Annotated in this window: 20 protein-coding genes and 1 pseudogene; 9 read left to right on the top strand and 12 right to left on the bottom strand. The window is 67.7% G+C overall.

The genetic code is table 11. The features are described from left to right. Positions 1 to 20 precede the first annotated feature (20 nt). The gene (locus tag B3Z70_RS11610; protein WP_292020779.1) at positions 21 to 2,231 is read right to left on the bottom strand and encodes a TonB-dependent hemoglobin/transferrin/lactoferrin family receptor; all 2,211 of its coding nucleotides are present in this window, start codon (positions 2,229 to 2,231) and stop codon (positions 21 to 23) included. A gap of 111 nt (positions 2,232 to 2,342) precedes the next feature. On the opposite strand from B3Z70_RS11610, the gene B3Z70_RS11605 reads away from it, so the two are divergent. Beyond that, entirely contained in the window at positions 2,343 to 2,882 is a 540-nt protein-coding gene (locus tag B3Z70_RS11605) for a hypothetical protein (protein ID WP_292020777.1), read from the top strand. Here the strand turns inward: B3Z70_RS11605 and ychF are convergent. The 10 genes from ychF to B3Z70_RS11555 form a co-directional block, all read right to left on the bottom strand. Next, a complete protein-coding gene (gene ychF / locus B3Z70_RS11600; RefSeq protein ID WP_292020775.1) occupies positions 2,875 to 3,969 on the bottom strand; it encodes a redox-regulated ATPase YchF in 1,095 nt (364 codons plus the stop codon). The genes B3Z70_RS11605 and ychF overlap by 8 nt on opposite strands. Positions 3,970 to 4,042: 73 nt before the next feature. After that, positions 4,043 to 4,537, bottom strand: a complete 495-nt coding sequence (locus tag B3Z70_RS11595; protein WP_312084795.1) for a copper chaperone PCu(A)C — start codon at positions 4,535 to 4,537, stop codon at positions 4,043 to 4,045. A gap of 12 nt (positions 4,538 to 4,549) precedes the next feature. Next, complete coding sequence (locus tag B3Z70_RS11590) at positions 4,550 to 5,920, bottom strand: PepSY-associated TM helix domain-containing protein (RefSeq protein WP_292020773.1); 1,371 nt, start codon at positions 5,918 to 5,920, stop codon at positions 4,550 to 4,552. Next, positions 5,920 to 7,977 carry a TonB-dependent receptor family protein gene (locus tag B3Z70_RS11585; protein ID WP_292020770.1) on the bottom strand — a complete coding sequence of 686 codons (2,058 nt, stop codon included), beginning with the start codon at positions 7,975 to 7,977 and terminating at the stop codon, positions 5,920 to 5,922. The genes B3Z70_RS11590 and B3Z70_RS11585 overlap by 1 nt, the downstream gene beginning before the upstream one ends. Before the next feature lie 67 nt (positions 7,978 to 8,044). Further along, positions 8,045 to 8,431, bottom strand: coding sequence for a DUF2946 family protein (locus B3Z70_RS11580; protein ID WP_292045605.1), 387 nt, complete (start codon positions 8,429 to 8,431; stop codon positions 8,045 to 8,047). Between the two features lie 49 nt (positions 8,432 to 8,480). Continuing rightward, positions 8,481 to 9,089, bottom strand: coding sequence for an aminoacyl-tRNA hydrolase (gene pth, locus B3Z70_RS11575; RefSeq protein ID WP_292023446.1), 609 nt, complete (start codon positions 9,087 to 9,089; stop codon positions 8,481 to 8,483). Further along, entirely contained in the window at positions 9,086 to 9,412 is a 327-nt protein-coding gene (locus tag B3Z70_RS11570; RefSeq protein ID WP_292023444.1) for a type II toxin-antitoxin system PemK/MazF family toxin, read from the bottom strand. Before B3Z70_RS11570 ends, pth begins: the two co-directional genes overlap by 4 nt. Further along, complete coding sequence (locus tag B3Z70_RS11565) at positions 9,409 to 9,648, bottom strand: antitoxin MazE-like protein (RefSeq protein ID WP_292023442.1); 240 nt, start codon at positions 9,646 to 9,648, stop codon at positions 9,409 to 9,411. Before B3Z70_RS11565 ends, B3Z70_RS11570 begins: the two co-directional genes overlap by 4 nt. 104 nt (positions 9,649 to 9,752) lie before the next feature. Continuing rightward, positions 9,753 to 10,385: a 50S ribosomal protein L25/general stress protein Ctc gene (locus B3Z70_RS11560; protein WP_292023441.1), complete on the bottom strand. Its 633-nt coding sequence runs from the start codon at positions 10,383 to 10,385 to the stop codon at positions 9,753 to 9,755. A 131-nt stretch (positions 10,386 to 10,516) separates the two neighbouring features. Further along, positions 10,517 to 12,805 carry an ATP-binding protein gene (locus B3Z70_RS11555; RefSeq protein WP_292023439.1) on the bottom strand — a complete coding sequence of 763 codons (2,289 nt, stop codon included), beginning with the start codon at positions 12,803 to 12,805 and terminating at the stop codon, positions 10,517 to 10,519. A gap of 150 nt (positions 12,806 to 12,955) precedes the next feature. Here B3Z70_RS11555 and B3Z70_RS11550 point away from each other — a divergent pair, with 150 nt between their 5' ends. The 6 genes from B3Z70_RS11550 (at position 12,956) to phoB (ending at position 19,632) form a co-directional block, all read left to right on the top strand. Beyond that, positions 12,956 to 14,353 carry an ATP-binding protein gene (locus B3Z70_RS11550; protein WP_292023437.1) on the top strand — a complete coding sequence of 466 codons (1,398 nt, stop codon included), beginning with the start codon at positions 12,956 to 12,958 and terminating at the stop codon, positions 14,351 to 14,353. 153 nt (positions 14,354 to 14,506) lie between these two features. Next, positions 14,507 to 15,937, top strand: a complete 1,431-nt coding sequence (gene pstC / locus B3Z70_RS11545; RefSeq protein WP_292023435.1) for a phosphate ABC transporter permease subunit PstC — start codon at positions 14,507 to 14,509, stop codon at positions 15,935 to 15,937. Next, positions 15,930 to 17,234: a phosphate ABC transporter permease PstA gene (gene pstA, locus B3Z70_RS11540; protein WP_292023433.1), complete on the top strand. Its 1,305-nt coding sequence runs from the start codon at positions 15,930 to 15,932 to the stop codon at positions 17,232 to 17,234. The genes pstC and pstA overlap by 8 nt, the downstream gene beginning before the upstream one ends. A 4-nt stretch (positions 17,235 to 17,238) precedes the next feature. Beyond that, positions 17,239 to 18,189: a phosphate ABC transporter ATP-binding protein PstB gene (gene pstB / locus B3Z70_RS11535; protein WP_292023431.1), complete on the top strand. Its 951-nt coding sequence runs from the start codon at positions 17,239 to 17,241 to the stop codon at positions 18,187 to 18,189. A gap of 4 nt (positions 18,190 to 18,193) precedes the next feature. Then, a complete protein-coding gene (phoU, locus tag B3Z70_RS11530; RefSeq protein WP_292023429.1) occupies positions 18,194 to 18,919 on the top strand; it encodes a phosphate signaling complex protein PhoU in 726 nt (241 codons plus the stop codon). Positions 18,920 to 18,939: 20 nt separating this feature from the next. Next, positions 18,940 to 19,632: a phosphate regulon transcriptional regulator PhoB gene (gene phoB / locus B3Z70_RS11525; RefSeq protein WP_248118897.1), complete on the top strand. Its 693-nt coding sequence runs from the start codon at positions 18,940 to 18,942 to the stop codon at positions 19,630 to 19,632. A 39-nt stretch (positions 19,633 to 19,671) separates the two neighbouring features. Here phoB and B3Z70_RS11520 read toward each other — a convergent pair whose 3' ends face one another. Continuing rightward, a complete protein-coding gene (locus B3Z70_RS11520) occupies positions 19,672 to 20,595 on the bottom strand; it encodes an Hsp33 family molecular chaperone (protein ID WP_292023427.1) in 924 nt (307 codons plus the stop codon). A 201-nt stretch (positions 20,596 to 20,796) separates the two neighbouring features. Here B3Z70_RS11520 and B3Z70_RS11515 point away from each other — a divergent pair, with 201 nt between their 5' ends. Together B3Z70_RS11515 and B3Z70_RS17210 are read left to right on the top strand one after the other, a co-directional pair. Next, complete coding sequence (locus B3Z70_RS11515) at positions 20,797 to 21,336, top strand: hypothetical protein (RefSeq protein WP_292023425.1); 540 nt, start codon at positions 20,797 to 20,799, stop codon at positions 21,334 to 21,336. Between the two features lie 121 nt (positions 21,337 to 21,457). Beyond that, a pseudogene (locus tag B3Z70_RS17210) lies at positions 21,458 to 21,985 on the top strand (HAD-IB family phosphatase); the annotation flags it as partial. Positions 21,986 to 22,092 lie beyond the last annotated feature (107 nt).

Here is a 22,092-nt window from a genome sequence, read left to right as displayed (position 1 = left end):
GTTCGAGAGGACATGGTCGCTTACAGTCGCAGGGTCAGGGAGACGCCGAAGTTGCGGCCGGGCTGGGTGTAGGCGTCCTTGACGGTCGAGGCGGCGGACAGGCCGCGCACGTCGCTCCACCAGCCATAGGTTTCGTCGAACACGTTGAAGGCGCCGGCCCGCAGCGTGGCCCGCTCCGTCACGTTCCAATAGGCGGTCAGGTCCAACAGGGTGAAGCTGTCGCCCAGATAGCAGGTCGTCCCACACGTCAGATTATAGGTCGCCTGATCCTTCTTGCCCGACCAGGTGACGGTGGCCGAACCGCCCCAGGCGCCCGATGGCGCGGCGTAGTTCAGACCCGCGACCAGCTTGAACGGATCGACGCTGCCCAGTTGGGTGCGGCGCCCGTCGGTGGTCTGTTCGCCCTCGGCGTAGGCGGCCGAGCCGACCAGGCTGAAGCCGTTGTCCCAATAGATGTCGGCGCGGGCCTCCAGGCCCCTGATGTCGACCTCGGTCAGGTTGACGTACTGATAGACCAGCGGATCGACGCCGGGGACGCCGCTGCCGGCCACCGCCACCTGGTCGATGAAGTCGTCGTAGTGGGTGGCGAAGGCGGTGGTGTTCAGCCGCATCTTGCCGCCCGCCACATCGATGTCGCGCAGACGGAAGCCGGCCTCGAAGCTTTCGCTGGTCTCGGGCGACAGGTTCGGGTTCGGGATCGAGCGATAGCCGAAGACCGGGTTCTCGAAGAAGTTGTTCACCTGCATCGGCGAGGGTGCGCGGAAGCCCAGGGCGTAGTTGGCGAAGACGCCCAGGTGCGCGCCGGTCCAATAAACCACGCCAAGCTTGGGCGAGATGTGATCGTCGCTCTGACCCGAGGCGGCGGCGGGGAACCGGGCGTCGACCTTGGGCGACAGATCGTACCAGTCGTAACGGACGGCCGGGATGATGCTGAGCGCGCCGTCCATCAGCTCGATCTCGTCCTGCACGAACAGGCCGGCCAGCTGGTATTCGGTCTTGGGGAAGGCGCGGATGGGGAAGGTCTCGCCGACCGGCGGGACCACGCCGTCACGAACGCCTTCCTGCGTCGTCATCGACCAGTCGCCGCCGAGGGTGACGCGGTGCTGCACCGCCGCGCCCTGACCGAAGACGCGCGAACCTTGCGCCGCCAGCCCATAGACGGTGTTGTCGAAGGTGACGTCGCGCACCCGGTCGGCCAGGGTGGCGCGATCCTCGAACGTGTATTGGCGCGTGGTGGAGTCCTGCCAATAGACGGAGACCGAACCGTCGCTGAGACCGGCGAAGTCCTGGAAGCGCCAATCCCCGCTGACGCGATCGCGCTGGGTCTCGTCATGGGCGGTAACCGCCAGGACGGTCGAAGACCGGCTGCTGAGCGCATCGCCGTCCATCTTCGAATCGAGGTGGTCGTAGGTCAGCCGCAGGGTGTGGTTGGGGTTCACCTCCCACACCAGCTTGCCCAGATAGGCGTTGGAGCTGAGGTCCTGGGGGTTGGGCTGGGTGCGGGTCGCGCCGACGCCGCCGACCGAGCCCTTGTTCTCGGTCTCCTGGGAGTCGCGGCGCGTATAGGCCAGCAGGCCGGACAGCGAACCCGAACGGCCCGCCAGCGCCAGCCCTTCCGTCCAGCCTTCGTCGGCGGAGTTATAGGCCACGCGGGCGCGCGCGCCGAAGGTCTGGTCGCCGACCAGGAAATCGGACGGATCCTTGGTGGTGAAGGCCACGGCGCCGGCGATGCCGTCCGAACCATAAAGGGCCGAGGCGGGGCCGCGCAGGATTTCGACCGACTTGATCAGGTCCAGATCGTTGTAGCCGCCGCGTCCGACCGCCTGGGCCCCGAAGGAGAAGCCCGAGGGCAGACGCACGCCGTCGTTGACGATCAGCACCCGGTCACCGCCCATGCCGCGAATGGTGAAGCCCGAGTTTCCGTCGCGACCGGCGCCCGACAGGGCCAGGCCGAAGCGGGCGGGCGAGGTCGGAACGCTGACGCCGGGCTCGAACCGGATCAGATCCTTGATGTCGGTCGCCAGAATCGTCTCGATCTGTTCCGCGTCGATGACGCTGACTGTGCCGGGAACATTGGACGCCAGACGCCGCGACCGCGTGCCCAGCACGACAACCGGATCGACCTCTGCGGCGGGGGCGGCCGCGACGGGCGCCTCGGCATGGACGGGCTGAACGACCAGGGCCGAACCGACGGCCGCCGCGGCGGTGGAGAGGAGAAGGAGAGTGCGCATCAATGGCCCCGCTTTGTGATTGGCGGGGGTGTTACTGCGAACGATTATTAGAATCAACCGCAATGAATGTGAGGATTTGAACCCGAACCTTGGCCGTTGCGTTGTCACGAGATGAAAACGGCCCTGTTTCCGGCGCTTGCCGCCTTCGCCCTGCTGCCCGCGTGCGGCGACGATCAGGTCAACCCGCCTAACGAACCGGCCGCGCCGCTTCGCACGCCCGAGGCCATGCAGCCGGTGGAGCCGCCGGGGCCGTCGTCTCTGGCGTCTCGCGGACCGCGCAGTTTCGTGGGGGTGTGGGCGGCCAATCCCGCCTGGTGCGCCAGACCGCAAGGGGCGAACAGCCCGATCACCATCACCCCGATGCGGTTCGACGCCTATGGCCACAACTGCGAAATTGCGCGAATCGACGAGCGGGGATCAGGCTATGTCGCGGCTCTGTCCTGCATGGCCCAGGGCAAGGCCGTGAACGAGCGCGTCCACATGGGCACGGCGGGCGACGTCCTGACCCTGACCTATGTGGATCGGGACATGCTGACGACCAAGCTGGCGCGCTGCCCCGGCTCGCCACGCGCGCCGGACCCCGCCAACCCTCTGGAAAAGATGATGAAGAAGGACGGGGCCGAAACCCCGCCCGCCGCGCCGCCTAGTTGAACAGGAAGTTCATCACGTCGCCGTCCTTGACGACATAGGACTTGCCTTCCGCGCGCAACTTGCCGGCCTCGCGGGCCTTGGCTTCGCCGCGCAGGGCCACGAAATCGTCGAAGGCGATAGTCTCGGCGCGGATGAAGCCCTTTTCGAAGTCGGTGTGGATCACGCCTGCCGCCTGAGGCGCGGTGTCGCCGACGTTGATGGTCCAGGCGCGCGCTTCCTTCGGACCGACCGTGAAATAGGTCTGCAGGCCGAGCAGCTTGTAGGCCTCGCGGATCAGACGGTTCAGGCCGGGCTCTTCCAGGCCCAGGGTCTCCAGGAACTCGCGCTGCTCCTCGTCATCCAGCACGGCGATCTCGGATTCGATCTGGGCCGAAATGACGACCGAGTTGGCGTTGTCCTTGGCGGCGCGGGCCGCGACCTTGTCGGACAGGTCGTTGCCCTTGTCGGCCGAGCCTTCCTCGACGTTCGAGACATAGAGCGCGGGAAGCGCCGTCAGCAGTTGCAGCATGTGCCAGGCCTTGGCGTCCTCCTTGGACACTTCGGCGGTGCGGGCGGGCTTGCCGGCGTTCAACTGGGCCAGGGCCAGATCGACCAGTTTCAGCGTCAGGGCCGATTCCTTGTCGCCGCCCTTGGCGCGCTTTTCCAACTGGGGACGGCGGCGTTCCAGGCTCTCCATGTCGGCCAGCATCAGCTCTGTCTCGATGATCTCCAGATCGGCGATCGGATCGATCCGGTCCTCGACGTGGGTGATGTCGTCATCGACGAAACAGCGGGCCACGAAGGCCACGGCGTCGCAGTCGCGGATGTTGGCCAGGAACTGGTTGCCCAGGCCCTCGCCCTTGGACGCGCCGCGCACCAGGCCGGCGACGTCGACGAAGGTGATGCGGGCCGGAATGATCTCCTTGGAGCCCGCGATCTCGGCCAGGGCGTTCAGACGCGCCTCGGGCACCGCGACGTCGCCGGTGTTCGGCTCGATGGTGCAGAACGGATAGTTGGCCGCCTGGGCCGCCGCCGTCTTGGTCAGGGCGTTGAACAGGGTGGACTTGCCGACATTGGGCAGGCCGACGATCGCGACTTTAAGGGCCATGGGTATTCCTTGGAGAAGGCGCGAGCCTTTAACCCGTTCGAACGGGTTTGTCAGGCTCGCGCTTCAAAAGGGCTCAATGGGCGCCGTGATCCATGCCCGCCATCGCCGGCTGACGCACCTTGGCCTGAACGGTCACCGGCGCGGCGTCGGCGAAGTTCAGGGTCAGGGGCACGGTCTCGCCGGCGACCAGCGGGGCGGTCAGCTCCATCAGCATCAGATGGGCGCCGCCGGGCGCCAGGGCGACCGCTTCGCCCGCCGGCAGCGGCAGGCCCTGGGCCATTTCGCTCATGGTCATCATGCCGTTCTCGGTCTTCATCTCGTGAACCTGCAGCATTCCGGCGCGCGGGGTGGAGCCGCCGGTCAATCGGTCGTCGGTCGCGGCCGTCAGGGTGACGTAGCAGCCGCCCGCCTTGGCCCCGTTCGGCGACGGACGGCACCAGGCGTCGGCGGCGGCGACGGCGGCGGCCGGGCCCGCATCGGCGGGCGTCCTGGCCGGCTGCGATGGATTGCAGGCGCTCAGCGCCAGAAGGAGGACGGGTGCGGCGGAGAGTGCGGATTTGATGGTCATGGGTCGGGCCTTTCAGGAGGCGGCGGAACGGCGCCGGATCATCGGTCGAACGGCTCGATCGAGCAATACGGCCGCGACCAGGCTCAGTCCCGTCAGGGGATAGAGGATGGCGAGGGGAAGAACGATGCCGAGGACGGCGGCGCGCACGCGGGGTCCGGGCGGGGCGGGCGGGGCGCCCAGGCGACGGCGAGACAGGTCGGGCGGTCGTCGCTTCCACCACATGACCAGGCCGCTGATCGCCAGCACCCAGACGCCGATGCAGCCCAGCAGCATGACGATGCGGTTGGCCTGGCCGAACTGCGTGCCCTGGTGGGTGTAGATGCCCAGTTCGATGGCCTTGGCCCCCGCGCCGAACTGGTCATAACCGATGTCGCCCAGCACCCGGCCCGACGCGCCGTCGATATAGAGGGAGCGGCTGTCCTGAACGCGGCGGGCCTGGGTCGTGACCGTATAGGCCGTGCCCTCGCTCGCTGGGATGTTGATCGCATAGGGGCGGGCCAGGCCCGCCGCGTCGGCGGCGCGCATCACCTGCGCCAGGGCGCCGTGACCGGCGTGATCGTGCGTCATCACCATGCCCTCCATGGTCCAGCCGGCGCCGATGGGCGCATCATGGTGCTGGGCGCGCTGCCAGGCGCCGGCGACCGGGGCGGGCGGACGGCCCCAGCCGGTCTCCTTGACCCAGCCCATGACGCGGTCGCCCCAGACCGCCGACCAAGGCATGCCCGTAACCGCCAGAAACAGCACGACCCCGCCGACGTAGAAGCCCGTCAGGGCGTGCAGGTCGCGCCAGAAGGGCCGACGCCGGCTGTCGGCCGTCTGCGGCGCAAAGGTCGCCACCGCACGCCCGCGCGGCTGCCACAAATAAAGGCCCGTGGCGAACAGGACGATGGTCCAGCCGGCGACGATCTCGACCAGAATATTGAACGGCCGACCGAGCAGGGTGAGGCTGTGCAGCTTCTTGATAAGCTCCATCACCCCGCCCGCCGAGATCACGCCCGTCACGCGCCCGGTATGGGGATCGACGAAGACGGTCTTTTGCGCCCCATCCGGCTGGTCCACACGCAGCCGAACGGCCTCGTCGGCCCGTGCAGGCGCGACCAGATTGGCCACCCGCCCGCCGCCGGCGGCCGTCGCGGCATGGGCCGCCCAGGTCTCGGGCCCGACCTGGCTTTGGGCCTCCTGGCTCTGGGCCACCGGCACGCAGATCATGTCGCGATAGACCAGACCGTCGATCTCGTCCTTGAACAGATACAGGCCCCCCGTCAGGGCCAGCAGCATCAGGACGGGCATGACGAAGACGCCGGCGTAGAAATGCCATCGCCATACGGCGCGATAGGCGCCGGACAAGGCGTGCGACGCCTGAGGGTTCGGCCGCCCCGCCATCAGTAGCTGACCCTGACGCCGACGTAGGCGGAGCGGCCCTCGCCGGGGAAGAAGACGGCCGTCGACGCGATCCGCGCGTCGGTCACCGCGCCGAAGTTGGACACATAGATCGTGTCGAACAGATTGCGGGCGTCGGCGAAGACCGCCAACCCCGGCCGCACGGTCCAACCCAGATTCAGATTGGCCACGGCGTAGGCGGGCGACTTCAGCGTGTTGCGATAATCGACCCAAGCGTCCGCCACCGACCATTCCAGCGAAGGCGCAGCGAACCAGCCTGACGGGTGGTCATAGCGCAGCTCCGCCCGATACAGATGCGGCGGGACGACCGGCAGACGGGCGTCGCCATAGACCTTGTCTCCGTCAAAGCGGAAGTCCGACCAGCCATAAGTCTGGCGCAGACGCCATTGCGGCGCGAAACGCCAGTCAAGTCCGGCCTCGATTCCCTGGTGAACGGTCGGCCCGGCGTTGAACGTCGCGGCCGGCAGGCCCAAGGCCGCGTCGGGAATGAAGTTCAGCAGTTCGTGCTTCAGTTCGGCGCGATAGGCCGTCAGATCCCAGGTCAGGGCGCCGCGTCGGCCCCGTGTCCCGATCTCTGCGGTCGTCGCCTGCTGCGGAACCAGGGGCTGGAAGCCGCCGGCCGTGGGCGACAGGGCCGAGAAGTTAGGCGGCTCCATCGACCGGGTAAGGTTGGCGAAGACCTGGGCCCCGTCCTGCGCTTCCCACAACAGGCCGATGCGCGGCGAGAACCCGTCGTAGGTCGCGCGCGTCGTCAGATCGAAGGTCTCTGCCACACCGGGCACGGCATAGCTGCGATAGTCGCGCCGGGCCTTGCCCCACGTGCCGCCGCCGACCAGGGCCAGGCGTTCGGTCACGAAAAGGCGGCCCTCGGCGAAGACATCCAGGGCTGTTGCGTTCTGGAAGCTGCGGGCGCGCAGGTCGCCGTGCGATCCCGCCTGATTGATCCACTGTTTGGCGTCCAGATCGCCCTGCCGATACCAGGCGCCGTAGAAGGCGTCGGCGCGCAGGCCCGCGACCGAACCCCGCCAATCGAATCGACCGAAGACGCCCTGGTTTCGGCTCTGCTGATCGACGACCTGAAAGATGGGATGGTCCAGATCCTTCCACGCGCCATAGACGGCGCCCTCGAACACGGTCGCATCGTCCAGCCGCCAGCGGGCCTGCAGCGTGGTGCGCAGCGCGGCCATGTTGCGCTGGTAGTTCAGGGTCGTGCTTGCGGTCGCCGCCTGGGTCGGATCGGTCTTCAGCTGGGGCAGGGTCAGGCTTCCGGGGATGTCCTGATGGATGTCGCCGCCGGACACCAGCAGTCGCACCTCGCGATCCTGACCGAATGCGCGGCCCAGATTGGCGGACAGGTGCACGGATCGGCCCGCGCTGTGGTCGCGCCAGCCGTCCGCCGTCTGGCCCGTGACGGCGGCGAAACCGTCCCAATCGCCGCGAACCCCCGCCGTCTCGCCATGAAGGCGCGCCGTGCCGTAAGATCCGCCATCCAGCCGCAGGCCCAGATATGCATCCGCCGTTCGACCCGTTGGCGTGACCAGATTCACCGCCCCGCCCAGCAGCGAACCGCCGAACCGAAGAGCGTTGCCGCCCTTATAGACCTCGGTGTAGCGGGCGATCAGCGGATCTATCAGTTGGAAGTCGCCGAAGCCGTCGGCCTCGTTGAACGGCACGCCGTCCTGGGCCAGCAGCACGCCTCGGTTATGGCTGGCGTTGCCGATGCCCGATCCCCGGATCGACAGGCGGATGTCGCCGCCCCACTTCTTTTGCGCATAGACGCCGGGCGCGTCGCGCAGGACGTCCGCCAGATTGGGCGCATAGCGATCGGCGTAGGATTCGGCAGAGATGACGGCGACCGCGCCGGGCGTGCGGCTGAGACGCGCGCGCGCCTCGGCCACGACGGGCGGATCATAGGCGCTGCGGCGGGCGGTGACGACGACGCTGTCGACCTGGGTCGGGGCGACGGTCTGCGCCAGCGACGGACTGGCCACGGCCGCCGCCAGCAGCGCGCACGGAGCAGCAGGGGTTCTAAAAAGCATTGAAGGTCCTGAAAATCAGCGGATCGGGCACGACCGGCGCAGGCCGGTCGCGGATGCGGTCTGGATTTCAGGCTTGGGGCGGGGCGGTGGACGGCGGGCGGGGCGGGGCCCGCGCGGGCGGCGGCGGGCTGACGCCCAGGGGCGCATAGACGACCGTCTCGAAGGTGCGCACGAGCGTTGCAGGCTGGGGCGCCGGCGGGCAGGGCAGGGCGGCGACGGGCGGGGTGACGCAGGCGGCGCACTTGGCCCCGACGTGCTTGTTGACCGGCCCGTCCATGCCGCCCGACTGGATCGTCTGCGGCCCCTCGGCGGAACAGATGACCAGCGGATGGCCCGGCTGGACCGCCGCCAGGGCCGCGAACGGCAGCAGCGCGCCGATCACGAGCGCGAACACCGCCGCCAGGAAGGCCAGCGATTTCGCAATCGACCAGTTGTCGGCCTGGGATCGGGTCACCGTTCGCCTCTACGGCGTTTCGACCGACAGCGGAAGACGGCGCCCGGTCTTAAATCTCGCCGCGCGCCGCCTGGCGCGGGCTGAACTTGGGTGCGGGGGCCAGGCGCATGACCTCGCCCTGATAGCGTTCGTCGTCGCCGGCGACCGCAAAGGGCAGGGCGTCGGCGCAGGCCTGCAACAGCGCGTTCAGCCAGGGCTGTTCGGCCTTGTGGAAGTCGCCCAGCACATGCGGCATGACCAGCTCTTTCTCGCCGGGATGGCCGATGCCCATGCGGGCGCGACGGAAGTCGGCGCCCAGATGACTGATCAGGCTGCGTATGCCGTTCTGCCCCGCCGCGCCGCCGCCGGTCTTCATACGGAAACGGCCGGGCGCCAGGTCGATCTCGTCATGAAAGACGATGATTTCGCTGGGCTTGATCTTGTAGAAGCGCGCCGCCTCGCCGACCGCCCGGCCGCTTTCGTTCATATAGGTCTGGGGCTTCATCAGCAGGACCTTGGTCCCGTCGACGTCGCCCTCGGCGATGATCGACTGGAACTTGGCGCGCTCCGGCCCGAATCGCCACCGCCGCGAAATCTCGTCGGCCGCCATGAAGCCGATGTTGTGACGGTTCTTCTCGTATTTGGCGCCGGGGTTGCCCAGACCTGCGATTATGATCATTCCGCGCCCAATCCGAGGACGAAAAGGAGATGGAGGTCGAGCATGTCGCGTTCCGTTTGAGCGAGGCGGCCGATCACTTCGCCACAACGGGCGAGGGCGACCGGGTAGATTTTGTCGGCTTGGATGAGGCTGGGCTTTCTCAGCCCGTTGTCCGGCGTGGGCTGCAACGCCAGGCGATAGGGAGCGGTCTTATCGATGTCGCTGGTCATCAGGCAGACCAGAACGGTTCCCGTTTCCACGATATCGGCCTGCACGACGACGGCGGGGCGCGGCTTGCCGTGGTCGCCCGACACGGCGACGGTGATGAGGTCCCCGCGCCTCAATAGGCTTCCGCCTCGTCATCCTGTGCAAGATCTTCAGTCAGCATGGCTTCGATGAAGGCGATCGTGCCACGTTCGCTCTCGCTGTCTCGAATGCGAGCCTGGTCGGCCGTCAGTCGTTCGCGGAAACCGGGCGCATCGGGATCCAGCGCCCAGACGCGCACCTGCTTGAGCCCGGCGGCCTTCTTGCGCTCGCGATAGCGCTTGTACTTGTCCGGCCGAGCCGCATGGAGGTTCATGTCGAGAAAGGTAGCGCGCCACCTGTCGCCGTGCAACCACGGGCAAAGAAAAGCCCCGCCGCGGCGAGCCGGGCGGGGCGTGATCTTGTCGGAGAGACGAAGGTTTAGCCTTCGGTCTTCTCGACCGGCGCGGCTTCGGCTTCGGCGGCTTCGTCGGCGGCGGCCGACAGGGCGGCCGAGGAGACCTTGATCGTTGCGATCACGAAGTCGCGGTCGGTGATGGTGGCTTCCGCGCCCTTGGGCAGGGTGATGTCCGAGATGCGGATGGTGTCGCCCATCTGCGACTTGGCCAAGTCGACGACCAGTTCTTCCGGAATCTGGTCGGCGCGGACCAGGATTTCCACGGCGTGACGAACGACTTCCAGCGAGCCGCCCTGGCGGGCGAAGGGCGCCTCGTCGGCGTTCAGGAAGTGAACCGGAACCTCGATCTTGACCGGGGCCTTTTCATCGACGCGCATCAGGTCGAAGTGCAGGGGGCGGTCCGACACCGGGTCGAACTGCACGTCCTTGGCGATGACCGGCTGGGTCTCTTCGCCGTATTTCAGCGTGACCAGGTGGCCCAGCAGCTTGCCGGTGTAGAGCGACTTGCGGAAGTCCTTCTCGTTCACCGAAATGGCGACGGGGGCCTTGTCGCCGCCGTAAAGGACGCCCGGCACGAAACCCGCGCGACGCGCGGCGCGAGCGCCGCCGGTGCCGACGCCATCGCGGACGTCCACGTTCAGAATGATCTCGGCCATGTGGCTCGCCTCAACAACAACAGAAACGCCGCGCCAACCCTGGGCCCGCGCGGCGGGGTCATGAACCCTCGAATTCAAGAGCGCGGGCTATTACACGCATCGAACCGGCGGCGCAACTATGAAAGGCGCGCCTAGGCCGCCTGCGCTCGATCCTTGACGAGAGCGGCCGGCGCGGCCACCAGGCTGAGCAGTTCGGCCGCGTTGAAAGGCTTGGCCAGGTGATGGTCGGCGCCCGCCGCTCGTCCGGCGGCCACGTGTTCGGGCATGGCGTTGGCCGTCAGCATGACGATCGGCGTGCGCGCCATACCCATCGCCGCCTCGTGCAGACGAATCTCCTGCGTCGCCGTCAGGCCGTCCATGACCGGCATTTGCATATCCATCAGCACAAGGTCGAAGACGTCGGCGCGGAAGGCCTCCAACGCCTCGGCACCGTTCTCGGCCATGACGATCTTGGCCGGAGTCTGGGCCAGAATCAGTTCGATAACGCGCCGGTTGGTCGGGTGGTCGTCGGCGACCAGAATGCGGACCGCGCGTGCGCCATCGGCGTGTTGCGCCGCCGTGTCGGCCGGTTCCTGCGTCTTGGGGGCGGCGCAGGGCTTGAGCGGCAGGGTCAGGATGAAGGCCGCGCCGCTGCCCGGCTCGCTCTCGCAATCCAGATCGCCGCCCATCATGTCCGCCAGCTGGCGGCAGATCGACAGGCCCAGGCCCGAGCCGCCGAACTTGCGCGTGATGCCGCCGTCGGCTTGCTCGAATCGGGTGAACAGGCGCTCGCGCGTCGCCGCGTCGAAGCCGATGCCGCTGTCCTCGACGGTGAAGCGCAACACAGGCCGGCCATCCCGATCCTGGCCCTGCTGCACGACCAGGCCGACAAAGCCCTGGCTGGTGAACTTCACGGCGTTGGAGATCAGATTGGTCAGCACCTGTTTGACGCGCACCGCGTCGCCCATGACCCAGACCCCGTCCTCCAGGTCGATGTCGACATGGAAATCCAGACGCTTCTGGCGGGCGTTCTCGGCATAGAGCTGCGCCGCCTCTCGCACCACGACCGCCAGCTCGAATGCGTCCTCGGTCAGCTCCAGCTTGCCCGATTCGACGCGGGCCAGGTCCAGGATATCGCTGAGCAGGGTCTGCAAAGTCCTGCCCGAGGCCTGCATCAGATCCAGCATCTCGCGCTGGTCGGCGGTCAGTTCTGTCTTGGCCAGCGCCTGGGACAGGCCGATCACGCCGTTTAGCGGCGTGCGGATCTCGTGGCTCATATTGGCCAGAAACTGGCTCTTGGCGACATTGGCCGCCTCGGCCGCATCCTTCGCCTCGGCCAGGGCCTCGGCGTCGCGTTTCAGATCGGTGATGTCGTTGCAGACGACGACGGTGCCGCCTTCCGATGTCCGACGGTCCTGAACGCGAAGCCAACGCCCGCCGCCGACCTGCTGTTCGATGTTGGAGGACAGTTGACGGCGCGCCTGAATGCGCTCGGTCAGCCATTCGTCCTCCCGACCGAGCGCCTCGTCGTAGCGGCCCTGGTCGATGCCGATGCGCAAGGCGTCGCGGAACGCCAGCCCGACGACCAGATGCGGTTGCAGTTCCGGGTTCAACTCGGCGTAGCGGGCGTTCCACAGCACCAGTCGATCCTTCGAATCGTAAAAGCCCAGCCCATCCGGCATGGCGTCCACCGCCTCGCGGATGCGGCGCAGATCAGACGAGCGCCGCGTATAGATCATGGCGGCCAGAGCCCCGCCGACGCCGCAAACCAGCAACAGAACCACGCCGACAAGCACCCGCATGGCGGCGGGCGACAGGCCGTCGTCGTGAAGCACCGTGGGGTCGGGGACCACGGTCATGGCCGCCATGCCCAGGAAATGGAGCACCAGCACGGTCATCGACAAACCGATCGTCGTCATCAGCAGGTTCGCCGGGCCGCCGCGTCTGTAGAAGAAGGAGGTGGTTCCGCCGACGATCATCGCGGCGACGAGGGAGGCCCCCACCAGCGCCGGATCCCAACTGATCTGAGCCGGCCCCTGAATCGCGGCCATGCCCAGATAATGCATGGAGCCGATGCCGGTGACGGCGATCACCGCCGCCATCACCCGCCAGGCGCGCCCCTTGCCCAACTGGGTCGAGGCGATGGTCAGGCCGATCATGGCCAGGGCCACGATCAGCGACGCCAGCGTCAGCATCAGGTCATAGCGAACCGGCACGCCGGCGACGAACCCCTGCATGGCCACGAAATGGGTCGACCAGATCGAAAGGGCGCCGACGATGGTGGCCATGGCGACGGCGCGGCGGCTTCCCGCCGGATCGCGCGGCCGCACCCGCTCCATCACGTGGGTCGAAACGCCGATACCGACCATGCAGATCAGGGCGGCCAGCAGTGTGACCCGCCAATCGTGATCGCGCGCAATACAGACGATGATGCGGTCCACGAGGCCTCCCCCTTGGACGCACCCTGGCTGATAATCCTAAAGAAACCGTGCGGCGACGCTTCACGGATCTGTCAGCGTGTCGAAGCGCCGTCACAGAATCCGTGCAAGGATCGGATATCGCCGTGCATTTTTCGAGGTCCCCGCCCGTCCATGCCTTATGAAATCTCGCCTTCGCCCGTCGCGCCGATGTCGTCGTCGCGGTTGTGGACAGTGGGGGCCAGCATCAGCGTCGCCATCCTGATCCTGGTGGTGCTGGCGATCCTGCATCCCGAACTGGCGAACTGGCTGCTGGGCGGGGCCGTGATCGTGGCGGCTTCGGCCTGGCTGTTGAACATGCCCGGCGCGGCCGACGCCGCCCCGGCCGCCATCGACGGCGCAGCCGCCGATGCGCCGACCGATGCGGCCGCCGGCGAACTGCTGGACCGGGTGTTCGAAGCGCTGGACGACCCGGTTCTGGTCGTCAGCGGCGGCGAGCCGGACGACATCGCGGGCCGACGCATCGTCATGGCCAACAACGCCGCGCGCGACCTGTTGCGCATCCAGCGCCAGGGCGCCCTGCTGGTCCAGGTCATCCGCGAGCCGGGCGTGCTGGAGGCGGTGGACGAGGCCCTGTTCGGCGGCGCCTCGCGCATCACCGACTACGCCACCGGCGGCCAGAGGGATCGGCGTTGGCGGGCCTGGACCCGGCCGCTGTCGGTCGCCGACGGCGTCGCGCCCGGCGGAGAGATGGCGCTCTTGATTCTGCGCGACGAGACGGATGCGCGGCGAACCGAGATGATGCGGGTCGATTTCCTGGCCAACGCCAGCCACGAACTGCGCACGCCCCTGGCGTCGCTGAGCGGCTTCATCGAGACGCTGAAGGGGCACGCGCGCGACGACGTGGCGGCGCGCGACCGCTTCCTGGACATCATGTCGGCGCAGGCGGACCGGATGGGGCGGCTGGTCGCGGACCTGCTGTCGCTCAGCCGCATCGAACTGAACGAACATATTCCGCCCTCCGGCCGGGTCGATCTGGATCGCGCCGCGTCAGACGTGGTGGACGCCATCAGCGTCCTGACGCGCGAAAAGCAGATCGCCATCGCCCTGGATCAGGGGGAGGCGAGGGCGTCGGTCAGCGGCGACCGCGACGAAATCCTGCAGGTGGTCCAGAACCTGCTCGACAACGCCGTCAAATATTCGTCACGCAGCGGCACGGTCGAGATTTCCGTTCGGTCAGACCTGTCGTTCGACGAGGCCTGGGCCTCGCGGATGCCGGGCGCAACGCGCCTGCCGCTGGTCACGCCGGACCGGACGGCGGGCGTTCTCTATGCGGCCGTCACGGTGCGCGATCACGGTCCGGGCATGGCGCGCGAACATCTGCCGCGCCTGACCGAGCGCTTCTATCGCGTCGAAGGTCAGAAGAGCGGCGAGCGTCAGGGCACGGGCCTGGGGCTGGCCATCGTCAAACACATCATGAACCGGCACCAGGGCGGCCTGGTGGTGGAAAGCGCGCCGGGCATGGGGGCGGCCTTCACCGCCTGGTTCCCCCAACCGGCCGAGCGGCGATAGGTTCTGCCGGCGGCGATGGCGGGAACCTTCGCTGTCACCCAACTGTCATGGACCCGTCTTAATCCGCTGACCATTCGCGGGCAGTAGTCGCGCCGCGTCGGTCCCGATGTTCAGGACCGCACGCCGATTCGCGCGCGTCGCTTCGGACTTCGAATGATCTGGATTTATCTGCTGATCCTCATGGCGCTGAGCGCGACCGCCTTTCTGGGCGGTCGGGAGCTGGCGCGTCGTCGTGCGATCGGCGCCAAGCCGCATTCGCGCCCTGGCCAGCACGGCGCCTACGCCCTGATCTGGGTGGCCGCGCCGGCGCTGCTGGTGCTGGTCCTGGCCTCGGTCTTTTCCGCGCCGCTGCAGCGTCAGCTGACGGCCTCGGGCACGCCTGAAGCGGTCGCTTCGCTAGATCATTTCCGCCGCGACGCCTTCTTCGCCGACGCCTATCGCGTGGGTCGCGGCGAAGCCGCCCTGCAGATCTGGGAGCGCCCCCTGGCCGAACAGCTGCCGGTCGAGGCGCGCCGCATGGTCCGTATCGAGCGCACCCTGTCGTGGGGCGGGGGCGCCGCCGCCATCCTGGCCGCCATTTTAGGCGGTCTGTTCGCCATGACCCAGATCAAGCCGAAGACCCGCGCGCGCAACCGGGTCGAGGGCTGGATCTACGGCGCCCTGTTCGTCTGCTCGGCCATCGCGGTCCTGACCACGCTGGGCATCATCGCCTCCCTGGCCTTCGACAGCTTCCGCTTCTTCCAGAAGGTGCCGGTTCTCGACTTCCTGTTCGGCACGCAATGGAGCCCGCAGATCGCGATCCGCGCCGATCAGGTGGGGTCGTCGGGCGCCTTCGGGGCCGTGCCGCTGTTCGCCGGCACCCTGCTGATCATGGTGATCGCCATGTGCGTGGCCGCGCCCATCGGCCTGCTGTCGGCCATCTATCTGTCGGAATACGCCAGCCGCACGACCCGCGCGGTCATCAAGCCGCTGCTGGAGATCCTGGCCGGGGTGCCGACCGTCGTTTACGGCTTCTTCGCCGCCCTGACCGTGGGGCCGATCCTGCGGGTCTTCTTCAACGAGATCGGCCTGTTCCTGATCGGCGGGCCGCTGGACGGGCTGGGCCAGTATCTGGCGCTGGTGCAGAACCAGATGGCTCTGACGGCCGGCGCCGTGATGGGCATCATGCTGATCCCCTTCGTCTCGTCCCTGTCCGACGACATTCTGAACGCCGTGCCGCAGAGCCTGCGCGACGGCTCGTTCGCCATGGGCGCCACCAAGTCCGAAACGGTCAAGCGCGTGTTGCTGCCCGCCGCCCTGCCAGGCATCGCCGGCGCCCTGCTGCTGGCCGTGTCGCGCGCCATCGGCGAGACCATGATCGTGACCATGGCGGCGGGCCTGGCCGCCAACCTGACCTTCAATCCGCTGGATACGGTGACCACCGTCACGGTGCAGATCGTAACCCTGCTGACCGGGGACCAGGAGTTCAACAGCGCCAAGACCCTGTCGGCCTTCGGCCTGGGCCTGACCTTGTTCCTGGTGACGCTGGCGCTGAACATCATCGCCCACCGGATCGTCCAGACCTATCGGGAACAATATGACTGACGCGACCCCCGATCGGATCGACGGCGCATCCGCCACCGGGCGGCTGGAGCGTCTGCGTGCGGGGCTGAAGCGCCGCCACGCCAAGGAAACGCGCTTCAAATGGTATGGCCGCCTGGCCATCGCCGCCGCCATGCTGTTCTTGGCGGTCTTGCTGGTCCGTATCGTCGAACAGGGCCACACGGCCTTCTACACCCACACGGTGACGGTGCCGGTCTATATGGACCCCGCCCGCATCGACCGCGCCTATCCGCAGGGCTCCAACTTCGAACAGATCGCCGCCGAGCAGCAGCTCAAGCGCATGGGCGTCGTCGACGATGCGGCCGGGACCAGGGCCGCGCAGATGAAGCGGTTGTTCTCGTCTGAGTTGAAGTTCGTCGCCGCCGATCTGGTCGCCAAACGCGGCGAGGTCATCGGCGAGACCGTGCCCCTGGCGGTGCCGCTGTCGGATGACGCCGACCTTTATCTGAAGGGCGAAATCTCCAAGGCCACGCCGGAGGATCAGCGCCGCCTGTCCGATCAGCAGATCGCCTGGCTGGACAGGATGAAGGCGGATGGCGTGATCGGCGCCCACTTCAACACCGCCCTGTTCACCAACGGCGATTCCACCCAGCCCGAGTTGGCCGGGGTGCTGGGCGCCGTGGTCGGTTCGGCCCTGATGTTGCTGGTCACGGCCCTGATCGCCATTCCGCTGGGCGTCGGCGCCGCCATCTGGCTGGAAGAGTTCGCGCCCAAGAACAAGCTGACCGACATCATCGAGGTCAACATCAACAACCTCGCGGCCGTGCCGTCGATCGTCTATGGCCTCCTGGGTCTGGCCCTGTTCATCAACTGGATGCACCTGCCGCGCGCCAGCCCCATCGTGGGCGGTCTGGTCCTGGCCCTGATGGCCCTGCCGACCCTGGTTATCGCCACCCGTTCGGCCCTGAAGGCGGTGCCGCCCTCGATCCGCGAGGCGGCCCTGGCCATGGGCGCGTCCAAGACGCAGACGGTGTTCAGCCACGTCCTGCCGCTGGCCATGCCCGGCGTCATGACCGGCGCCATCATCTCCATGGCCCACGCGCTTGGCGAGACCGCGCCGCTGTTGCTGATCGGCATGGTCAGCTTCGTGCCCGGCGTGCCGCACGCCATCGACCAGCCGGTCGGCGCCCTGCCGTCGCTGATCTACATCTGGGAGAACGCCTCGGAGCGGGCCTTCCACGAACGCACCGCCGCGGCGATCATCGTCCTGCTGGTCTTCATGATCATCATGAACGCGGCGGCCATCATCCTGAGGCGGCGCTTCGAGCGTCGGTGGTAAGAGAATGAAATTCCGTATTTTCCGCTCCGCCGAGGACCAGACGGGCGCAGGGCCGGTCGATCCGACCCAGACCCCGCGCATGGGCGGCCAGGTCCTGCCCGAGGTCGCGCCGGCCTCCAACGCCGCACCCGCCGAACCGCGCGTGGAAGACGCTACGCCCGCCAACGCGCCGACCGTAGTGGACACCCAGCCGACCGGACCGATCAAGATCGCCGCGCGCGACGTCTCGGTCTTCTACGAAGGCAAGCAGGCGCTTTACGACGTTTCGCTGGACATCCCGGACAAGACCGTCACGGCCCTGATCGGCCCGTCGGGCTGCGGCAAGTCGACCTTCCTGCGGACGATGAACCGCATGAACGACACCATCGCCGGAGCCAAGGTCACCGGCCGGATCGCGATGGACGACGAGGACATCAACGACCGTTCCATCGACCCGGTGCTGCTGCGCGCCCGCGTCGGCATGGTGTTCCAGCGACCGAACCCCTTCCCCAAGTCGATCTACGAGAACGTCGCCTACGGGCCCAAGATCCACGGCCTGGTCTCGGCCAAGTCCGAGATGGACGGCGTGGTCGAAAGCGCCCTGAAGCGCGCGGGCCTGTGGGACGAGGTCGCCGACCGTCTGCAGTCGTCGGCCATGGGCCTGTCGGGCGGTCAGCAGCAGCGTCTGGTCATCGCCCGCGCCATCGCCGTGAACCCCGAGGTCATCCTGATGGACGAGCCCTGCTCGGCCCTGGACCCCATCGCCACGGCGCGGATCGAGGAGCTGATCGACGAACTGCGCGAGCGGTTCTGCATCGTCATCGTCACCCACTCCATGGCTCAAGCCGCGCGGGTGTCGCAACGGACCGCCTTCTTCCACATGGGACGATTGGTCGAGACGGGCGATACGGAAGACATCTTCCAGAATCCCCGCGAACGGCGCACGCTCGACTACATCACGGGACGCTTCGGCTAATCCGATGAACCAGCACACCGTCAAAGCCTATGGCGACGAACTGAACCAGATCACGGCCGAGGTCGCACGCATGGGCGGCCTGGCCGAGGCCCAGGTCGCGGACGCCATCGACTCCGTCGCCCGGCGCGACATCGCCCTGGCGCGCGCGGTGGTCGAACGCGACCTGAAGCTGGATGCGCTGCACCGGGACATCGAGAAGAAGGCCATTCGCCTGATCGCCCTGCGCCAGCCGGTGGCCAGCGACCTGCGTCGCACCCTGGGCGCCATGAAGATCGCCACCGATCTGGAGCGCACCGGCGACCTGGCCAAGAACATCGCCAAACGCGCCCTGATCCTGGCCGAGGGCGAGCCGATGCAGCCCCTGACCCGCTCCATCGAACGGATGGGCCGGCTGGTCTCGACCCGGCTGCGCGACGTGCTGGACGCCTATACGGCGTCCGAGTTGGATCGCGCCGTCGCCGTCTGGCAGACCGACGACGAGGTGGACGAGCATTACAACGCCCTGTTCCGCGAACTGCTGACCTATATGATGGGCGACCCGCGCACGATCGGCGCCTGCACCCATCTGCTGTTCATGGCCAAGAACCTGGAGCGGATCGGGGACCACGCGACCAATATCGCCGAGACCGTCCACTACGAGATCACCGGCGACGACATTCTGGGCGAACGTCCGCGCGCCCAGCCCACGGCCGAGGATTCCGATCCGACGCCGAACCTTTCCACGCACTGACCCGAGACCGGAGACCCGACGTGCAGCCCTATATCCTTGTGATGGAAGACGAGGACGCACTGGCGACCCTGCTTCAGTACAATCTGGAAAAGGAAGGCTACGACGTCACCGTCGCCGCCGACGGGGAGGAGGGGATGCTCCAGATCGACGAGCGCCAGCCCGACCTGGTCCTGCTGGACTGGATGCTGCCCAAACTGTCGGGCATCGAGGTCTGCCGTCGCATTCGGGGCAAGGCCGAGACGCGCAACCTGCCGATCATCATGCTGACGGCGCGCGGCGAGGAGAGCGACCGCGTGCGCGGGCTGGACACCGGGGCCGACGACTATCTGACCAAGCCCTTCTCCATGGTCGAACTGATCGCCCGCATCCGCGCCGTGCTGCGCCGGATTCGCCCCGGTCTGGCCGACGACCGGCTGAACCACGGCGACATCATCATCGACCGGGTGTCTCACCGCGTGAAGCGCGACGGCAAGGAGGTTCACCTCGGCCCGACCGAGTTCCGCCTGCTGGACCACTTCATGCAGCACCCGGGCCGGGTGTTCAGCCGCGAGCAATTGCTGGACGCGGTCTGGGGCTCGGACGTCTATGTCGAGGCCCGCACGGTGGACGTCCACGTCGGCCGCCTGCGCAAGGCCCTGTCCATCGGCGACGACAGCGCCAATCCGATCCGCACCGTCCGCTCTGCGGGCTATTCGCTGGATCTGGAAGGCTAGATCAAAAAAGGGCGGCTCTCGGAGCCGCCCTTTTTCCGTTCAGATCTGTTCGGCGACCACCTCGTCGGGGTCCAGCGCATAGACTGTGGCGCAGTATTCGCACGTGACGCGGATCTTGCCGTCGTCCTCCAGCATGTCGGCCCGCTCGGCGGGATCGAAGGACGCCAAGACCGAGGCGATCCGATCGCGCGAGCAACGGCAGACGGCGGTCAGTTCGCGCGCGCCTTCCAGCCGCACCCCGTCCTCGTGGAACAGGCGGAACAGCAGGGTCTCGGGCGAGATCGTCGGGTCGATCAGTTCGTCGTCGGCCAGGGTGCCGAACAGGGCGCGGGTGCGGTCCCACACCTCCTCGGTCGATCCACGCGCCTCGTCGCCGGCGATGATCTGGATCATCGCCCCGCCGGCGCGCCATTGCGACCCGGCCTCGGTCTCGACCGCGCCGACCGCCAGGCGCACCTTGGTCGGCACCTGTTCGGACTGCTGGAAATAGTGTTCGGCGGCCAGCGACAGGCTTTCGCCCTCGATGGGGGTGATGCCTTGCGTGCGCTCGAAGTCGGGGCCGCGATCAAGGGTCATGATGAAGACGCCCTGGCCCAACAGCGACCGCGCGCCGGGACGGGCGAAACCGTTCGACGCCTCCGCCACCTCGGCCGCGTCATAGCGGCAATAGCCGCGCAAGGAGCCGTCGGTGCCGTAGTCGGCGACGACATAGCGCACGGGACCGTCGCCCTGGGCCTGGACCAGCAGCCGACCCTCGAACTTCAGGCTGGAACCGATCAGGGCCGCCAGGGCGCAGGCTTCGCCCAGCAGGGCGGCGACCGGCTCGGGATAGGCGTGGGCGGCCAGAATCCTGTCGATGGCGGCGCCCAGGCGGACCAGGCGGCCGCGCACGGGCCAGCCCTCGATCTGGAAGGCGGCGGCCAGATCGTCGGAAATGGGAGTTTCGGGCGCGTGATCGGTCACGGCGAGGTCCTTTGGCGACGTTATTTCGGGATCGCGGCTATGTAGGCGCCCGGGCGGCCGTTGATAAGGGGGCAATCCCGCGCAGCGTCAGGGCCGAGCGACGCATGCGCGACGGAACCCTTTTCGGCGCGGTTCGCTCTTTTGCGACAAGCGGAGCCGTCGCTCCGCCTGACACGCCATTCCGACGAAAAGGTCCCGCCGATGATCCGCGACATCGATCCGATTGAAGAAATTCGCAAACATCCCGGCATCACGGCCGGCAGCCTGGCCGCCCTGGTGCTGGGCGCTGTGGCGGTCGTCTATCTGACGCAGCGCACCGGCCCGACCCGCTATCAACGGATCAAGACCCGCATCGACCCGCGCGGATGGGTGGATACGGCCGAACTGCGCGACCGATTCCACGACGCGGTGGACGCCTTCCGCCACCGGGCGGAAGAGGTTGGCGAGCAGACCGCCGACTTCTCGCGCGAAGCTCGCCACCGCGCCGCAGATGTCGCCTATGATGCGCGCGACCGCGCCGACGAATGGTTCCGCTCGGCTCGCAAGGGCTCCAAGAAGGCCATGAAGAAGCACGGCAAGACCGCACGTCGCTATGCGGATGACGCCGGCGCCTACGCCCGCGATCATGCGCGAGAGGGCGGGGCGCTTCTGGCCGTCGCCACCATTGCGGCCGCCGTCGGCGCCGCCGTGCTGGAAAGCCGCCGCCCGGACAGCCGCGTGCGCCGGATCGTGCGTTTCTGACATAGACGTGCCGCCCGGCGGGTGAAATCCCCGCCGGGCGGCATGGTTTAAGCGCAACTGTGCGCCGTCATCAGCACGGCTTGGCTATGCTGCGTGCGCGAAGGCCGCTAAGACGCGCCCCATGACTGCGCGCCCCACCCTGATCTTCGACTTCGATTCGACCCTGGTCGATTTCGAGACCCTTGAAGCCCTGGCCGACATCGCCCTGGCGGGGTCGCCGGACGCCGATGCGATCAGGGCCGAAATCGCGTCGCTGACCGACAAGGCCATGGCCGGGGCGTTGGATTTCGGCCAAGCGCTGCGCCAGCGTCTGGCGCTGCTTCCCTTGACCCGCGACCACGTGCACGCTCTGGCGCAAACCGCGCCGGATCGGCTGACGGCGTCGGTTCGGCGCAATCTCAACTTCTTCCAGCAGAATACCGGCAAGATCGTCATCCTCTCCGGCGGCTTCCGCGACGTGATCGCGCCGGTCGCTCGGGAACTTGGCGTCTCGCCGGACCGCGTGCTGTGCAACGACCTGATCTATGACGCCGAGGGGCGTGTGACGGGCGTCGACGACGCCAACCCCCTGTCGCGCGACAATGGCAAGCCCGCCGCCATCCACGCCCTGAACCTGTCGGGCCGTGTCGTGATGATCGGCGACGGCTGGAACGACGCGGAGGTCAAGATCGCCGGGGCCGCCGACGCCTTCTACGCCTTTACCGAGGTCGCGCGCCGCGCACCGGTCGTCGAAGTTGCCGATGCAGAAGCCGCGTC

It is taken from the genome of Brevundimonas sp. UBA6550, from assembly GCF_002434505.1.
Classification (GTDB): Bacteria; Pseudomonadota; Alphaproteobacteria; order Caulobacterales; family Caulobacteraceae; genus Brevundimonas.
This window is presented reverse-complemented; position numbering and strand designations above follow the sequence as displayed.